The organism is Maribellus sediminis, assembly GCF_011799805.1.
In the GTDB taxonomy this organism is placed as follows: domain Bacteria; phylum Bacteroidota; class Bacteroidia; order Bacteroidales; family Prolixibacteraceae; genus Draconibacterium; species Draconibacterium sediminis_A.
The window spans coordinates 1,186,605-1,201,160 of sequence record NZ_WXUB01000002.1 but is presented as its reverse complement, the minus strand read 5'-3'; the positions used below and the strand labels follow the sequence as shown (position 1 = coordinate 1,201,160).

General features: G+C 42.3%; 10 protein-coding genes. 6 read left to right on the top strand and 4 right to left on the bottom strand.

Annotated features, from left to right (window positions below; all coding sequences use genetic code 11):
- Window positions 1-186 precede the first annotated feature (186 nt).
- Window positions 187-3,468, bottom strand: coding sequence for a S41 family peptidase (locus HFD85_RS11295; protein ID WP_167609221.1), 3,282 nt, complete (start codon window positions 3,466-3,468; stop codon window positions 187-189).
- A 316-nt stretch (window positions 3,469-3,784) separates the two neighbouring features.
- On the opposite strand from HFD85_RS11295, the gene HFD85_RS11290 reads away from it, so the two are divergent.
- The 6 genes from HFD85_RS11290 (at window position 3,785) to HFD85_RS11265 (ending at window position 10,404) form a co-directional block, all read left to right on the top strand.
- Window positions 3,785-4,582 (top strand): sulfite exporter TauE/SafE family protein, encoded by a 798-nt coding sequence (locus tag HFD85_RS11290; protein WP_167609218.1) that lies wholly within the window; start codon window positions 3,785-3,787, stop codon window positions 4,580-4,582.
- Window positions 4,583-4,598: 16 nt separating this feature from the next.
- A complete protein-coding gene (locus HFD85_RS11285; protein WP_167609215.1) occupies window positions 4,599-5,318 on the top strand; it encodes a phosphatidate cytidylyltransferase in 720 nt (239 codons plus the stop codon).
- Between the two features lie 98 nt (window positions 5,319-5,416).
- Window positions 5,417-6,091: a diacylglycerol/polyprenol kinase family protein gene (locus HFD85_RS11280; protein ID WP_167609212.1), complete on the top strand. Its 675-nt coding sequence runs from the start codon at window positions 5,417-5,419 to the stop codon at window positions 6,089-6,091.
- A gap of 81 nt (window positions 6,092-6,172) precedes the next feature.
- Entirely contained in the window at window positions 6,173-7,303 is a 1,131-nt protein-coding gene (locus HFD85_RS11275) for an SDR family oxidoreductase (protein ID WP_167609209.1), read from the top strand.
- 44 nt (window positions 7,304-7,347) lie between these two features.
- Window positions 7,348-7,953, top strand: a complete 606-nt coding sequence (locus HFD85_RS11270; protein WP_167609206.1) for a CDP-alcohol phosphatidyltransferase family protein — start codon at window positions 7,348-7,350, stop codon at window positions 7,951-7,953.
- Between the two features lie 3 nt (window positions 7,954-7,956).
- Window positions 7,957-10,404 (top strand): DUF5686 and carboxypeptidase-like regulatory domain-containing protein, encoded by a 2,448-nt coding sequence (locus tag HFD85_RS11265; RefSeq protein ID WP_167609203.1) that lies wholly within the window; start codon window positions 7,957-7,959, stop codon window positions 10,402-10,404.
- A 55-nt stretch (window positions 10,405-10,459) separates the two neighbouring features.
- Here HFD85_RS11265 and gnd read toward each other — a convergent pair whose 3' ends face one another.
- Genes gnd through HFD85_RS11245 form a run of 3 tightly spaced genes read right to left on the bottom strand, consistent with a single transcriptional unit; the run spans window position 10,460 to window position 14,523 of the window.
- Window positions 10,460-12,268 (bottom strand): decarboxylating NADP(+)-dependent phosphogluconate dehydrogenase, encoded by a 1,809-nt coding sequence (gene gnd, locus HFD85_RS11260; RefSeq protein WP_206081945.1) that lies wholly within the window; start codon window positions 12,266-12,268, stop codon window positions 10,460-10,462.
- A 41-nt stretch (window positions 12,269-12,309) separates the two neighbouring features.
- The gene (gene pdxB / locus HFD85_RS11250) at window positions 12,310-13,437 is read right to left on the bottom strand and encodes a 4-phosphoerythronate dehydrogenase PdxB (RefSeq protein ID WP_167609201.1); all 1,128 of its coding nucleotides are present in this window, start codon (window positions 13,435-13,437) and stop codon (window positions 12,310-12,312) included.
- Window positions 13,438-13,497: 60 nt separating this feature from the next.
- Window positions 13,498-14,523: a Gfo/Idh/MocA family protein gene (locus HFD85_RS11245; protein WP_240925035.1), complete on the bottom strand. Its 1,026-nt coding sequence runs from the start codon at window positions 14,521-14,523 to the stop codon at window positions 13,498-13,500.
- Window positions 14,524-14,556 lie beyond the last annotated feature (33 nt).

Below are 14,556 nucleotides of genomic sequence, written 5' to 3'. Positions count from 1 at the left end.
TTATGTTTTTAAGGCTATATAAAAGTTACTAAAAATGAATGCCTTATGAAAATAAAAATACATTAAAGTATTTTATTAAAAGAAGGAGAACGCTAAGTTGCAGTAATGAAAGGGATTTTGTAAAATAGAAAAGGCCTTTCCTAATTTTAGGCAAGACCTTTTCGTTGAACAATATATTAGAATATTTTATTTTTTAATAGCAGGAGTCGAAAATGGTGGAGGTGTTATTTCTGACTGATTTTCACTACCCAGCATTTTTAATACTTCCTGAACAGCACGTTCCAATTGCGGATCTTTGCCTTGTTCCAGCGCTTTTGCATCCTGGCGGACGGCAATATCCGGAGCTACGCCGTGATTTTCAGCAACCCACTTGTTATTGATCGGATCGAACACCGCATTATCCGGTGCTGTAATCATTCCGCCATCAATTAAACCGTAATGGACGGATGATTTAACCAATCCCCCCCAGGTAGTGGCACCAATTAACGGACCGGCTTTTTGCTGACGGAATACCCATGGGAAAAAGTCGCCACCGGAACCCGCTTTTTCATTAATCAACAATGCTTTGGGGCCAAGAATTCCGGCAGGCAATTTCATCGGTTTGCCATTCGGAACCTCGTTGGTCAATGCAGCTCTGAGTTTACGCGTCATCATATCAACCATGTAATCGTCGAGCAATCCACCACCATTAAAACGTTCGTCGATTACTGCACCTAACTTATCCTGTTGCGCAAAGAAATAGCGGTTAAACGAAATAAATCCGGGCCCACCGGTATTGGGCACCCAGATGTAGGCCAGTTTCCCGTCGGATAACTCATCAACTTTACGGCGGTTATCTTCTACCCAAGCTCTTTGACGCAAGGCAGATTCGCTGCTAATGGGCTTAACGGTGATTTTCCATGCACTTTCAAAATCTGCTTTATCACTGATGTGTAATACTGTTTGTACACCTGATGTTCCGTCAAGCAACTGGAATGGATTAACATCACTTGTGAGCTCTTTCCCATTTATCCCGACAATGAAATTGCCATTTTCAACTTTTAAACCCGGTTCATCCAATGGGCTCGACAGTCCCGGATTCCAGCTTTCGGAGGTATAGATCCGTTCAATTTTCCAGTATCCTTTTTCGGGCACCAGGTCGGCACCTAATAAACCGATGTTATTACTTTCGGTAGATGGATAATTACCTCCGCCAACAAAGCTGTGTCCAACCGAAAGTTCACCGTTCATCTGGTCGAGAATGTAGGTCAGATCAGCGCGATGTTTTACGTATGAAATTAAAGGAGAATACCTGTTGTAAACCACATCCCAGTCTCTGCCGTGCAGGTTCGGATCGTAAAAATAATCCCGCTCATAGCGCCAGGCTTCTTCAAATATTTGTTTCCATTCCTGCGAACGGTCGAGTTTCATTTTCAGGTCCACTTTCAGGTTCTTTCCATCTTTCCCTGAAGCTTTTCCTGTGTCCATTATTTTCCACGACGAACCAACTCTCGATAACATTTTTTTACCATCATTGGAAACAGAGAGACTTCGGGCTCCGCTAACAAACTCCTTTGCTTCACGATCTTCTAAACTAAATTTTTGCACGGTGTAACCCGATTCGTTCGGTACCGATTCGGCAATAAAAACGGTGCCTGCAGGTCCGCTTACCACTTGTCGGTATTTTCTTGCGGGCATTGGCAAAGCAATCGTTCTGCCGTCAATCCCTTCAAAATCGATTTTAATGCTATCCTGTTTTTCTTCGTCTTTTTTGTCTTCGTTGCCTTTTTTATCCTTTTCGTCTTCCTTCTTGTCTTTGTCCTTCTCCTTCTTGTCTTTATCACTGCTTTCTTTTTTCACTTCCTCTTCGTCGCTGCGTAATTTGAACGGCGATGATTCATCTTTTTGCAGATTAACCACATACACGCTGTAGTTTGCATCAGCAGTCATCGAACTGGTGTTTGCCCAACCTGAACCCAGAGCAAGATCAGTGGAAGCCAGAAAATAGAAATGTTTTTTATCACGATCCCAGGCTGGAGCAAAGGCGTCGGCAAAAGTGTTGGTCACCTTTTTAATGCTGTTGTCTTCAAGCGACCAAATGGTGATTTGACGGAAATTATTGGCTGCTGATTTTGCATAAGCCAGGTATTTTGAGTCGGGCGACCAGGTCAATCCCATATCCCCACGTTCGAGATTATTACCACCTGTGTCAATCGTTTTAATTGTTTTTGCTTCGATATCCACTACCCGGATTCGCACGTCATCGTCAACAAATGCAATGTATTTTCCATCGGGCGACCAGCTTGGTTCCCAGCCCAATTTCGATTCACCGATAGAAATGCTTATCGGCTCTGAAAAGCCATCCTGATCACCGATCAGTAGCTCATAGCCTTTACCGCTTTTGTCGGAAAACCAGGCAATTTGATCACCTTTGGGCGACCAGATCGGAGCACGGTCAGCAGCTCCTGAACTTTGGGTAATATTTCGGGTATCCCCGTGTTCTTCAGGAACCGTGAATATATCGCCACGTGCTTCAAAAATGGCACGTTTGCCGGTAGGAGAGAGCGAACCTGCACTGGCTCTGCTGCTTACATCTTCCCATTGAACTTCGGCCCATGGGAAATCTCCAATAATTTCAATATCAAGTGTCGAAATTTGCTTCGTATTTAAGTCGAAAAGGTGCAGCGTTCCTTCGCGCTCAAACACGAGTTGTTGTCCGTTGCCGTCCAGCCATTTTACATCCGATCCTTCAAATGTTGTAAGCTGTTCCAATGCCTTCGATTTTACATCATAACTCCAAATGTTGCTAACAAAATCACGGTCCGACAAGAAATAGATTTTATCTCCGAGCCAAAGCGGATTAATGTCGGTTTCATGGTTGTTGGGCAATAAGGTTTCGGAGAAATCTTTTAAATCCAGAATTACAAGTGGGGTATTTTGTCCGCCGCGGTAGTCGCGCCATTCCACATCCCATCTCGAAATCCGGTCGATAACAATTTTCTTCCCGTCGGCCGAGTACGATCCGTCGTGTCCCCATTGTTTGGTCAGTAATTCCTCAGGTCCACCGTCTTTCGAAACCAGCCACAAGCGCTCATATCCTGATGGAGCAGTTTCACGAGTTGAACTGAACAACACTTTTTCGCCGTCGGGTGTCCATCCACAAACGTTAGCACTGCTGGGGTACCAGCTTAATCGAGTTGGTGTTCCACCTTCAATCGGCACTGTGTAAACCGACGTTGTACCTGATCGGTTGGAGCTAAATGCAATGGTTTTTCCATCAGGCGAAAAGTGCGGATTACTTTCAACTGCACCTGTACTGGTAAGACGCTTTGTTTGCATGCTCGAAAGGTCGGTCAACCAAAGGTCCCCTCCATAGGTGTAGGCAATATGGCTTCCGCTTAATGTCGGTTGCCTTAACAATTTGGTTGCCTGTGCCCAGCTGCCTATCGTAATGAAAAGAGACAGTAAGATCGTAAAGAGTTTTTTCATAGTATTTGATATTTTTAGTATTGAATGTTCCGGTTTCCTGTGCACAACAGGTTCGATATTAAGGATTTTGAATTTAATAAATTGTATTGAAATAAGTAAACTCAGGCTTTATTATGTAACAGGTTTACCTGATTTTATTTTGTTTAACTAACATATTTCTGTTTGATTGGTTCGGATCGGCCTGTTGTTTGTTAATTTTTTTTGTTGTCAAAGTTTCTGATAGATAGGTTCTTGTGTCTGTGAATTGTGATGCTAGGTTCATATTTATTTCATTTGGCAATAGAATGATTATATTTGAGAGTGCTAAAACTAACTTATGATATTCTATTCTGAATACCAATCCATTTACCTGATTTTACCCCTGATTGGCTTTGCGCTTGGTTTGTTTGGAACCATGCTCGGTGGTGGCGGTGGTTTCTTCTTTTTACCGGTACTGACACTGATTATTGGTGCTCCTGCCCAGGTTGCTGTTCCAACCTCTCTGACAGCAACACTCCCGATTGGTCTTGTTGGAACGATCGGGCATTTCCGTAAAGGGAATGTTGATCTTAAAACAGGTAAGATATTCGCTGTGGCCGGAATTATTGGAGCTTTGGCCGGAGCTGCTCTGACCGGTTATATTTCATCGAAACAGTTAAAAACTGCTTTCGGAATTTATTCGATACTAATCGCCATGAATATGAGTTTTACTACCTGGCGTAAAAAACGGTGCGAAGAAAATGGAAAAGAATTGAGGCCGCTTTCAAATATGGGGCGTATCAGTCGCGGATCGTTTTTTGGATTTTTTGCAGGCGCCATTTCCGGAACATTTGGAACAAGCGGAACAGCACCGGTTATGGCCGGTTTGTTTTCCTCGCGCTTAACCTTGAAGAAGGTGGTTGGAACTTCCCTGCTTATTATTTTTGTGAATGCCTTTTTTGCAGTGGGGGCACATTTCCTGGTTGGCCGAATTGATCTTACCCTGGTTGCATTTTTGACTTCGGGATCGGTTATCGGAGCTATAATCGGAACCCGCTGGTTATCGAAATTGCAGGTGCGGAAAGCTGAAAACAACATCCGCCATGTTTATGCTGTGGTGATGATTATTATCGGGATTTTGATGATACTTAAATAGTAATTGCCGGATTGATATGGTTCGTACCATTTACATATTTATTCTGTGCTACTTCCTGTTGGGAGGACTTGGTTTTCATTTCATCAACCGGAAAAAGGATAAAGCTGTTGCCCAAAAAAGCTGGACTAAATTCTTTACGTATTTCGTTATAATCAATGTGCTGTTTTTTAGTATTGTGATAGATCCCCGGGTGTTCAGGATTGTAAGTGCGATAATTCTTGCTGTTGGTGCTCTTGAACTTATTATGCTCTATGCAAAGCGAAGTCTGATTGCGACACCAATTTTTATCGGATCAATCATTGTTTTTACTGTTCTTGCCTTTGGCTTCTGGAAGTTTTCAGGTGCCGAAAAGGAGGTGTTATTATACACCTTCATCATCTTGTCGATATTTGATGCATTTAGCCAGATAAGTGGACAGTTATGGGGAAAACGCAAAATTGCCCCGCAGATCAGCCCGAATAAAACCGTTGGTGGAACTGTTGGAGGTGCTTTATTTGCTTTGTTAAGTACGTTTTTTTTAAAGCAATTGCTGAGCTACACAATTTGGGAAACTATCTTTTTGACAAGCGGAATTATCGTTTTTGCCTTTGCCGGCGACCTGGCAGCATCGTTCTACAAAAGAAAATTCAATACAAAAGATTATAGTCAGCTGATTCCGGGGCACGGAGGATTTTTAGACCGTTTTGATAGTTTAATTGCAGGAGGTGCCTGGGTAGCTTTGTATTTAGCGTTTTAAAATATAGGAATAAATCAGATACCTGAGACAAACGAAATCTGTTTAAAGTGAATACGCTTTGGGCTTAACTAAGGCACACTGAACTAAATATAAGGGTTATGGGAAATACAATTACACTTGCTGTTGTGTACTTTATCGCCATTATTCTTTTACTGGCGTTTAACGAGTTAAACTACCGAAGACTCAATGTAAGCGGAGAGATTACCCGGAAGTTTGCTCATTTTACTGCTACCATTGCAGTGGTTCCTTTTCCTTATATTTTCGAATCGCACTGGTATGTACTGGTGCTGGCTGTTATATTTTTTATCGGTCTTTTGGTAACTCAATTTGCCAAGCAATTAAAATCGATTCATGATATAAAGCGAAAATCGATGGGGAGTTACATGCTGCCACTATCGATTTACCTCACCTTTTTAATCTCAGATCTTCGCGACGATAAATTCCTTTTTATACTCCCGATGCTGATTTTGGGAATTTCAGATCCGATGGCTGCCATTGTTGGAATGAGCCTCAAGAAAAACAATCATAAAATTCAACTCTTCGGAATTAAAACAAAAAAATCGCTTTTTGGGTCTGCGACCTTTTTTATTACAAGTTTCGTCATCAGCCTTATAGCGCTTTACTTTAACCGCGATGTATTCGACCTGAAAACCTTCTGGCTGGCTTTGTTGGTAGCGATTGTTGGTACCATTTCGGAACTGGTAAGTTGGAGAGGATCAGATAACCTTACCATTCCGCTTTCTGTGGCAATTGTTTTAATGATCTTTCATTAAGCGCTTTAATTAACATTTCCGAAAATTATCCTAATCACAAAAATTATTGTAACTTATCATAGTAATACAATTTAGTTGGACATGAAACTTTCTTCAGGAGCAAATAAGCAGGTTGACAAGAAAGTTGTGATAAACGGAGCAAATGGCTATGTGGCTTCCAATTTTATTTTGGAACTGCTCAACAACGGCTATCAGGTTGTTGCCTTGGTCAGAAAAAAAGAAGGTATGGCAGCGGCCGACCGAATGAAAAATGTGTTGCTGGAAATGAGCAGCGATGATGCTGTAGATTTCAGCCGGCTCGAAGTTTATGATTACAGTTTATTCAAACCTGATTTTAATTTGCCTGAAAACGTTCTAAAACAGGTATTTGAAGGAACGATTCATTATTTCCATTTTGCAGCTTCTTTAAAATTCGATATCAATTCGAAAGAGGAAATATTTGGAACCAACATGCAGGGTGTTACAAATTCAGTAGAAACTTTTCTGAAGTTTAGTGGTAAGGGTTCGCGTTTCTATTTCATCAGTACTGCCTATTCGTGTGGTACTTTGAAAGGCATATTTCAGGAGCGTTTTTACCCCGATGAAGAGATCGGTGCTTTTCGCAATTATTACGAACAGTCGAAAAGGTTTGCTGAAAACCGTTTGCGTCAATACATCGAAGAAGACGGACTTAACTGTTGCATTCTCCGAATCTCACAAATTGTAGGACAAAAATCCACCGGTATTACCAAGACCGATTATGGTATTTTTGATTTCTCAAAACGAATTCAACGTATAGCTGCTTTAAATCCGGGAACAACATTGAGAATGCAAATCGATGAGAAATGCACACAAAATCTTTTACCGATTGATACAATGGTGAGCTATTTCATGGATATTCTTCAGACCGAAAAAGTACCTCCGATCATAAATATTATTTCTAAGAAGCCGGTTTCGAACCGTTCGATACTCGAAATACTGGAAAAACTGCTTCCGATTAAGCTGGTTGCCAACATGAAGCTCAGCAATGTGGAGATGACGAAGATAGAAAGAATTATGGCCATTGGTATGTCGTTCACCGGTGCGTACATCAATATCAATCCAACTTTTGAAACCCGGAATCTGGATGCTCTTGTCACGCCGCAACCTGAAATAACTCCGGAAGATGTTTTCAGGATGGTTAGCTATTTTCTGCAACAACGGAAAATTTCCAGGCAACAAAATACAGGATAAGTATTTTCGTTATTATGTAAATTTGAAGATAAAAGCCAGATCGCATGTTAAAAGTTTTTGTAAAAGGAGAAAACATCATAAACATTCCCAATTTGTTAAGTCTTTACCGCTTGCTTGCATTTCCGGTAATACTGTTCATGGTAATTACCGGTCGCGAAAGCTGGTTTGTTATTCTTATTTGCATCAGTCTGGTCAGCGATATTCTGGACGGCAACATTGCCCGGATATTTAAGCTGCAAACCAATTTTGGAGCAGCACTCGACAACCTGGCTGATATACTCACAATCTCGGTCGCAATTCTTGGCATGTTCATTTTTAAATGGACTGAACTGGAACCTCATATTTGGTTTCTGTACATTTTTCTTGGCATCTTTTTAATCAGTTATATCATTGCCTTTATACGTTTTCAGAAAATTCCCGGGCTGCATTTGTACGGTGCTGTAATTGCCGGTTATTTGCAGGGGATATTCCTTTTTGTGCTCTTTGCCATCGATTTTTATCCCTGGCTGTATTATCTGTCTATTGGATGGGGAATACTGGCGTACATCGAAAAGTGCCTGGTACTTATGAAGCTCGACGATATAAGAATTGGTGTAAAAGGCTTATATTGGTTACTGAAAACAAACAAACAAGAGGAAAATAGACTTTAGCACATGCAATATAAAATCGCTCTGACACTTTACCTGGTCATAGCCGTAATTCATATCAGTGCAAAAGAAATAACAGGATACGTTAAAGCCGCCGGCAATCAGGAACCGGTTCCGTTTACCAATGTTATCATCAAAGGCACAACAAAGGGCACGATGGCCGATATTAACGGCTATTTCAAAATTGCTGTAAGCGATGGCGATACACTTTATTTTTCGGCGGTTGGATATTACAGCAGAGAACTTCCGGTTTCTCAAATCGACGAACAACAATTAATAGTTGAACTCTCAGAAAAAATGCAGTTGGTGGGCGAAGTCACTGTTAGACCCGAAGTGCCGCGAGCGGTTCAGTTGCTCAAACTTATTCAGGAACACAAAAAAGAAAACCAGGGAAAAATCGAGCGTGTAAAAGATTATAAAACCTACACCAATACTACAGCCTACCTTGCCATCGATACATCGTCGCTTATTGGCGGCGCAATTAAAGATGCCCAAGAAACTACTTTCCCGACCGATAACGATAACTTTCGTTTTTCACCGGTTTATCTCGAGGAGGAGGCAACCCGTTATTCCCCAGAAAAGGATACCACGCTATTCACAAAAGAAGACGGTATTTTTCCAAATCTGAATAAAGCCATTAAGAGTCTAATTCTCATCAATATGGAAGTTGACCTGGATTTTTACCGCGACCAGGTTTACATCCTCGAACGTGGTTTTATTTCACCTATCAGCAATTCGGCCCAAAGCTATTATCACATTTATTTGAATGATAGCATGGTAGTGAATGATACCAAATACTTTCGTTTTTCATTTGTTCCGAAAAACAAGTACAACCCGCTTTTCTCAGGTCATTTTGTGGTTGAAGACAGCACTTTTGCGCTTACGCAGATAAACACTTACATTGCCCAGGAAGCCAACTATAACTTCGTTAACGGTTTCGAGAGCAACATTAGCTACACCAAACATGCCGACGGAAAATGGTTTTACGAAGAGCAAAAAATAAAACTAAACTTGTCGCTTGTTCTGAACAAGGACTCAGTGAATCGTTATAGTTCGCAACGGGTGGATAATGTAAAAGGAGGAAACTGGCTGATCACCAGGTCTATTACGTATTCTACTTCTTTGCGGCTCGACCAGATTGAACCTGCCATTTGGGGCCGTCAACCTGAGTTTGTGGAACATGCCATTGATGAGGACATCTATGAAATGGTGAATCGGATTAAGGAGCAAAACATGATCAAGGCCTTTGATGCTGCCGGCGGTGCTGCGTTGACCAGTTTTTTTAATATTGGCTTGCTCGATCTTGGACCAATTTTCGATATTTATTATACCAACCTGATTGAAGGGAACCGATTTTCGTTGCCTTTAAGAACCAGCGAAAAATTCTCGAAACGCTTTTCGGTGGGAGGTTACCTGGGTTACGGAACAAAAAACCAGGAATTCAAGTACGGGTACAACTTTGCCGTTCAGCCCTTTCAAACCGACGTTGTATTGCTGCGCTTCAATTATTACAACGATTATATTCTTGTTACTCAGGATAAGTTTTTGCGCTACGTAAAGAAAAATCCGAACAACAGGGGAAATGGTAACTTTGTAGCCATTTTTACCAGTTGGGAGCGAAATCCCTACTTAAAGGAAGAAGAATATTACGAGGCCAAGATCGAGTATAATACTCCCGGCGAAATGCATTTCGAATTTGTTCCTTATTATTTGAGAAACACCAGCACGCCGAATGTCCGCTTTATTCGCGAAGGGATCGGTTATCCAAAGTACAGCAATTACGGCTTGTTCCTGCACATGAAATATGGATTTCGGCAGCATTTCGATAAGTTCTTTTTCGACCGTATTTATTACATGACACCAACGCCTGTGGTGAATTTTAGCTGGGATATTGGGAAAGTATCACTGCCCGGAAACACTGGTTTTAATCCGGGATATTACTCGCATTTACATGGCTCTATTCAGGGGCGCCAGAACCTCGGATTAATTTTTATGGATTACATGGTAAATGCCGGTTACCTTTTTGGCGACGCGCCCTACGATTTGCTGGATCAGCCGGTGGGTTCCATGTCGCTCGGTTATTCAGCTTATCGGTTTAACCTGTTGCATCATGCGTCGTTTGCGCACAACCTGTATTCAAATGCTCATGTTTACTTCAATGGCGGCGGAATATTTCTGAACAAAGTACCCGGAGTTAAAAAACTCAAGTTGCGCGAGATTCTTTCATTTAAAATGCATGTTGGAACTTTAACCGATGGTTACAAAGGTGTTTTCGATTTGCCGGGTTATTATTCCAATCCTTCATCAGTGCCGTATGCTGAGATTGGAATTGGTGTGACCAATATTTTTAAAGTAGGTCGGGTTGAATATGTGCATCTGGTTGGAAACAAGTATAAAAACAGCGGATTTACTGATGTTCACGGAATTCGTATAAAAGGGGAGTTCAGTTTCTAAAAAAAGGGACATCACCATATAGTGACATCCCTTTCGCTCATAAGGCGCTTATCTGTTATACATTGTAAGTCGATGAAGCTGTGTCGCCACCGCGGCCTGTCCAGTTGGTGTGGAAGAATTGGCCACGTGGTTTATCGGTGCGCTCGTAAGTGTGGGCACCAAAGTAATCGCGCTGCGCCTGCAACAGGTTGGCAGGTAAACGTTCGCTGCGGAACCCGTCGAAATAACACAGAGCCGAAGTCAGAGCCGGTACCGGAATTCCGTTTGCAAGTGCTGTTGCACATACTCTGCGCCAACCTGCTTGCGCCTGTTCCACTTTTTCTTTGAAGAATGGATCGAGCAACAGGTTTGGTAATTCAGGATTCGTATCGAAAGCTTTTTTGATGTCGCCAAGGAAAACCGAACGGATGATACATCCACCGCGCCACATTAACGCAATTCCACCGTAATTCAGGTTCCAGCCGTGTTCGGCAGCGGCTTCCATCATCAGGTTATAACCTTGTGCATACGAAATAATTTTTGCTCCCAGCAAGGCACTTTCAATATCGTTGATGAATTGTTGTTTGTCGCCGGAAAACTCAGCTTTTGGCCCGGAAATTACTTTCGAAGCCTGAACCCTCAAATCTTTTTGAGCTGAAAGACAACGTGCAAAAACCGATTCACCGATCAAGGTGAGTGGAATACCGAGGTCGAGGGCCGAAATTCCGGTCCATTTTCCTGTTCCTTTTTGTCCGGCTGTGTCAAGAATGAAATCAACTGTTTCTTCGCCATTTTCATCTTTGTAACCAAGAATATCGCGGGTAATTTCAATAAGGTAGCTGTCCAGAATTCCGGTATTCCATTTTTTGAATACTTCGTGCATTTCATCGTTGCTCATTCCCAAAAGTTCTTTCATCAATTGGTAAGCTTCGGTGATGATCTGCATGTCGCCGTATTCAATTCCATTATGTACCATTTTTACGAAGTGGCCGGCACCACCTTCGCCAACCCAGTCGCAGCAGGCTTCGCCACTTTCAACTTTAGCCGAAATGGCCTGGAAAATTTCTTTAACGTGAGGCCATGCAGCAGGTGAACCTCCTGGCATGATCGACGGGCCTTTCAGTGCACCTTCTTCACCACCCGAAACTCCTGTTCCGATGTACAGCATTCCTTTGCTTTCTACGTATTTTGTTCTGCGAATGGTATCCGGAAAATGCGAGTTACCTCCGTCGATGATGATATCACCGGGCTCGAGATGAGGTATTACCATATCGATAAAATCGTCAACCGGCTGACCGGCTTTAACCAGCATCATCACTTTGCGTGGTTTTTCGAGCGAGGCACAGAAATCCTCAATAGAATGTGTTCCGATGAAGTTTTTACCGGCACCGCGACCATTCACAAATTTGTCTACTTTTTCTACTGTTCGGTTATAAACGGCAACCGTATAACCATGACTTTCCATGTTTAAAACCAGGTTTTCGCCCATCACGGCCAACCCGATCAAACCAATGTCTGCTAACTTTTTCATATTGTCTTGTTTTACAATTATTTTAGAATTCTGAATCGTCATTCCTGCGAAAGCAGGAATCTGCTGAAGGTCCTCTGCCAGATCCCTCCAGTCCGGATTCACTTTATTTGTTAATTCATTTTTCCATTCTCGTTTCCACTTCTTCAGTCTTTTTTCCCTTGTAATAGCCTGGTTTATGTAATTGTAATGTTCAAAATAAACCAGCTTGTCAATGTTATACCTTGAAGTGAAACTCTTATTTTTCTTTATTCGGTGTTCTTCAATTCTTCTTATCAGGTTATTGGTTACTCCAATGTAAAGCGTGCTGTTTCGTTTGCTTGCTAATATGTAAACGTAAAAGTCAAATCTTCTCACGGCTTACAATTTTAAGTTTCCCGCTTTCGCGGGAATGACAGCTACTTCGAAACTTTAAATCCCAGTAACTTCAATTTCTCTACAGTCTCCTCCTTTACATTCTCCAACTTTAAGGTGTAACTGTCAAACTCCCTTCGCACGGGATAGTCGCCTCTCAGTTTTTCAAACAAATGAGGACTTTCTTTAAGTGCATCATCATCCAGTTCAATGTCGTAGGTCGATAAAATGGCTTCTGCCAATATCGAATATTCGCGACGCTGGTTGCCGTCAATTTCAATCACTGTAGTTGCAGGGAGTTCAACATTTTCCGGTTCCCAGTCATCAATTCCTAATTTGAAAAAGCGACTGACTGCCTGCACGCTCATTTTTGTGCCGTTTGCTTTTCCGTCTTTTGAATACCCTGCAATATGCGGTGTTCCATATTCGGTTTGATTCAGAAGTTCGAGATCGATTTCAGGCTCGTTTTCCCAGCAATCGGCAATAAAAGCATCCACATCACCGGCTTCAATGGCTTCATAAACTGAATTGGTGTCAATTACTTCACCCCGGCATGAGTTAATTACAAGTAGCGATTTTCCAAGATTCTGAAAGAAATCTTCATTGCCCATGTGATAGGTACGGTCTTCGCCGCTCATATTCAATGGAACGTGGAAGGTGATGATATCAGCTTCCTGCCGGATGGTTTCCAGCGAAACAAATTTTTCCGGGCCTTCCATTCTTTCGCGGGGAGGGTCGTTCAAGAGCACTTTCATTCCCAAAATTTCGCAGGTTCGGGCCACTTTCGAGCCAACGTTGCCAACGCCTACAATTCCAATAGTCAGTCCGGCAAGGTCTTTTCGTTTACGCATCGACCACGAAAACAGCGCCGATGCAATGTATTGGTTCACGCTTTCGGCATTGCAGCCCGGTGCATTGGTCCATTCTATTCCAGCCGCCTTGCAATATTCTGTGTCAATATGGTCGAAACCTATGGTTGCGGTGGCGATAAATTTCACCTTCGAACCTTTCAATAATTCCTGATTACAAATTGTTCGTGTCCGCGTGATCAGGACATCAGCATCCTTTACCACTTCAGCAGTGGTTTCGTTTCCGGGTAGATAAACCACCTCGGCGAAAGGTTCCAAAGCGCCTTTTATGTAAGGTATTTTATTGTCGATTATGATTTTCATTTCATTTTGTCATAGGTCCTTGATCACTTGTGATTGATTAAACTGAAAAACTGCGACTGCTCACTGTGACTTGTAATAGTCTCTCACCATTTCATCAAGCACCCAACTGGTGCGGGCTGCCGATTCACCAGTGCTGACGCATACTCCTTTTCCCAGTAACTCATTAACCACTTGATGAACCAGATTTTGCGAAATATGTTCAGGATTTTCGAAATAGAATTCTTCTGTTCCACTTTGAGTTTTTAAAGTGAGATTTCCATGCGAGAAACAAGGCAAACTGATTTCGCCTTTTTCTCCAACAATCTGAATGAAATCTTCGGTTGAACTTTTGTCCACCACAAAGCACCAACTTCCGTTTCCGACAACTCCCGATTCATGTTTCCACGTTCCGGTTACCGTGTCTTCGGCAGGGTAGAGGCCGGACTGGTTTACTGCTGATCCTTTTACTTCAGTGATTTTTCCAAAAACAAAATCCAGGTAATCCAGCTGATGCGATGCCAGATCGAAAAAGTGACCGGCACCAGCAATTTCAGGAAATACGTGCCAGTGCATTTCTTGAGGTTTCTGATTTCTTTCAGCAGCTTCTTTGTACAATTTTATATTTACCAAAAGCGGTTTGCCAATCGCTCCTGATTCGATCAATTCTTTCGCCTTCAAAAAGGCCGGCAAAGTTCTACGATAATAAGCCACATACAATGCTTGTCCGGTTTGTTTCGAAACTTCGAGCATTTCCCGGCACTCGTCGTAGTGGCGCGCCATTGGTTTTTCCACGTAAACTGATTTTCCGGCGCGCATGGCTTCAATGGCATAACTCGCATGCGAGTCGGGTGGGGTGGCGATGTAAACGGCATCCACCTCCGGATCGTTTATGAGATCGGAACCATTGGAATACCACCTGGCTATTCCGTGGCGACGGGCATAGTCGGCAGCTTTTTCAGCATCGCGACGCATAACCGCTTTCAATTCAGAATTGGGAACTTTGTAAAATGCGGGGCCGCTTTTAACCTCAGTTACATTTCCAACTCCTATAATTCCCCAGCGGATGATATGTTGATTATTCGGTTTCAAATCTTGTTTAGAATTCAATACTTATTTTCTTTTTCAAAAGAAGTTGATCAA

Bases quoted from the DNA above. Each gene is read 5' to 3' on its own strand.
- HFD85_RS11285 (WP_167609215.1), top strand. From the start codon at position 4,599: ATGGTTCGTACCATTTACATATTTATTCTGTGCTACTTCCTGTTGGGA.
- HFD85_RS11270 (WP_167609206.1), top strand. From the start codon at position 7,348: ATGTTAAAAGTTTTTGTAAAAGGAGAAAACATCATAAACATTCCCAAT.
- HFD85_RS11295 (WP_167609221.1), bottom strand. From the start codon at position 3,468: ATGAAAAAACTCTTTACGATCTTACTGTCTCTTTTCATTACGATAGGC.
- HFD85_RS11280 (WP_167609212.1), top strand. From the start codon at position 5,417: ATGGGAAATACAATTACACTTGCTGTTGTGTACTTTATCGCCATTATT.
- pdxB (WP_167609201.1), bottom strand. From the start codon at position 13,437: ATGAAAATCATAATCGACAATAAAATACCTTACATAAAAGGCGCTTTG.
- HFD85_RS11290 (WP_167609218.1), top strand. From the start codon at position 3,785: ATGATATTCTATTCTGAATACCAATCCATTTACCTGATTTTACCCCTG.
- HFD85_RS11275 (WP_167609209.1), top strand. From the start codon at position 6,173: ATGAAACTTTCTTCAGGAGCAAATAAGCAGGTTGACAAGAAAGTTGTG.
- HFD85_RS11265 (WP_167609203.1), top strand. From the start codon at position 7,957: ATGCAATATAAAATCGCTCTGACACTTTACCTGGTCATAGCCGTAATT.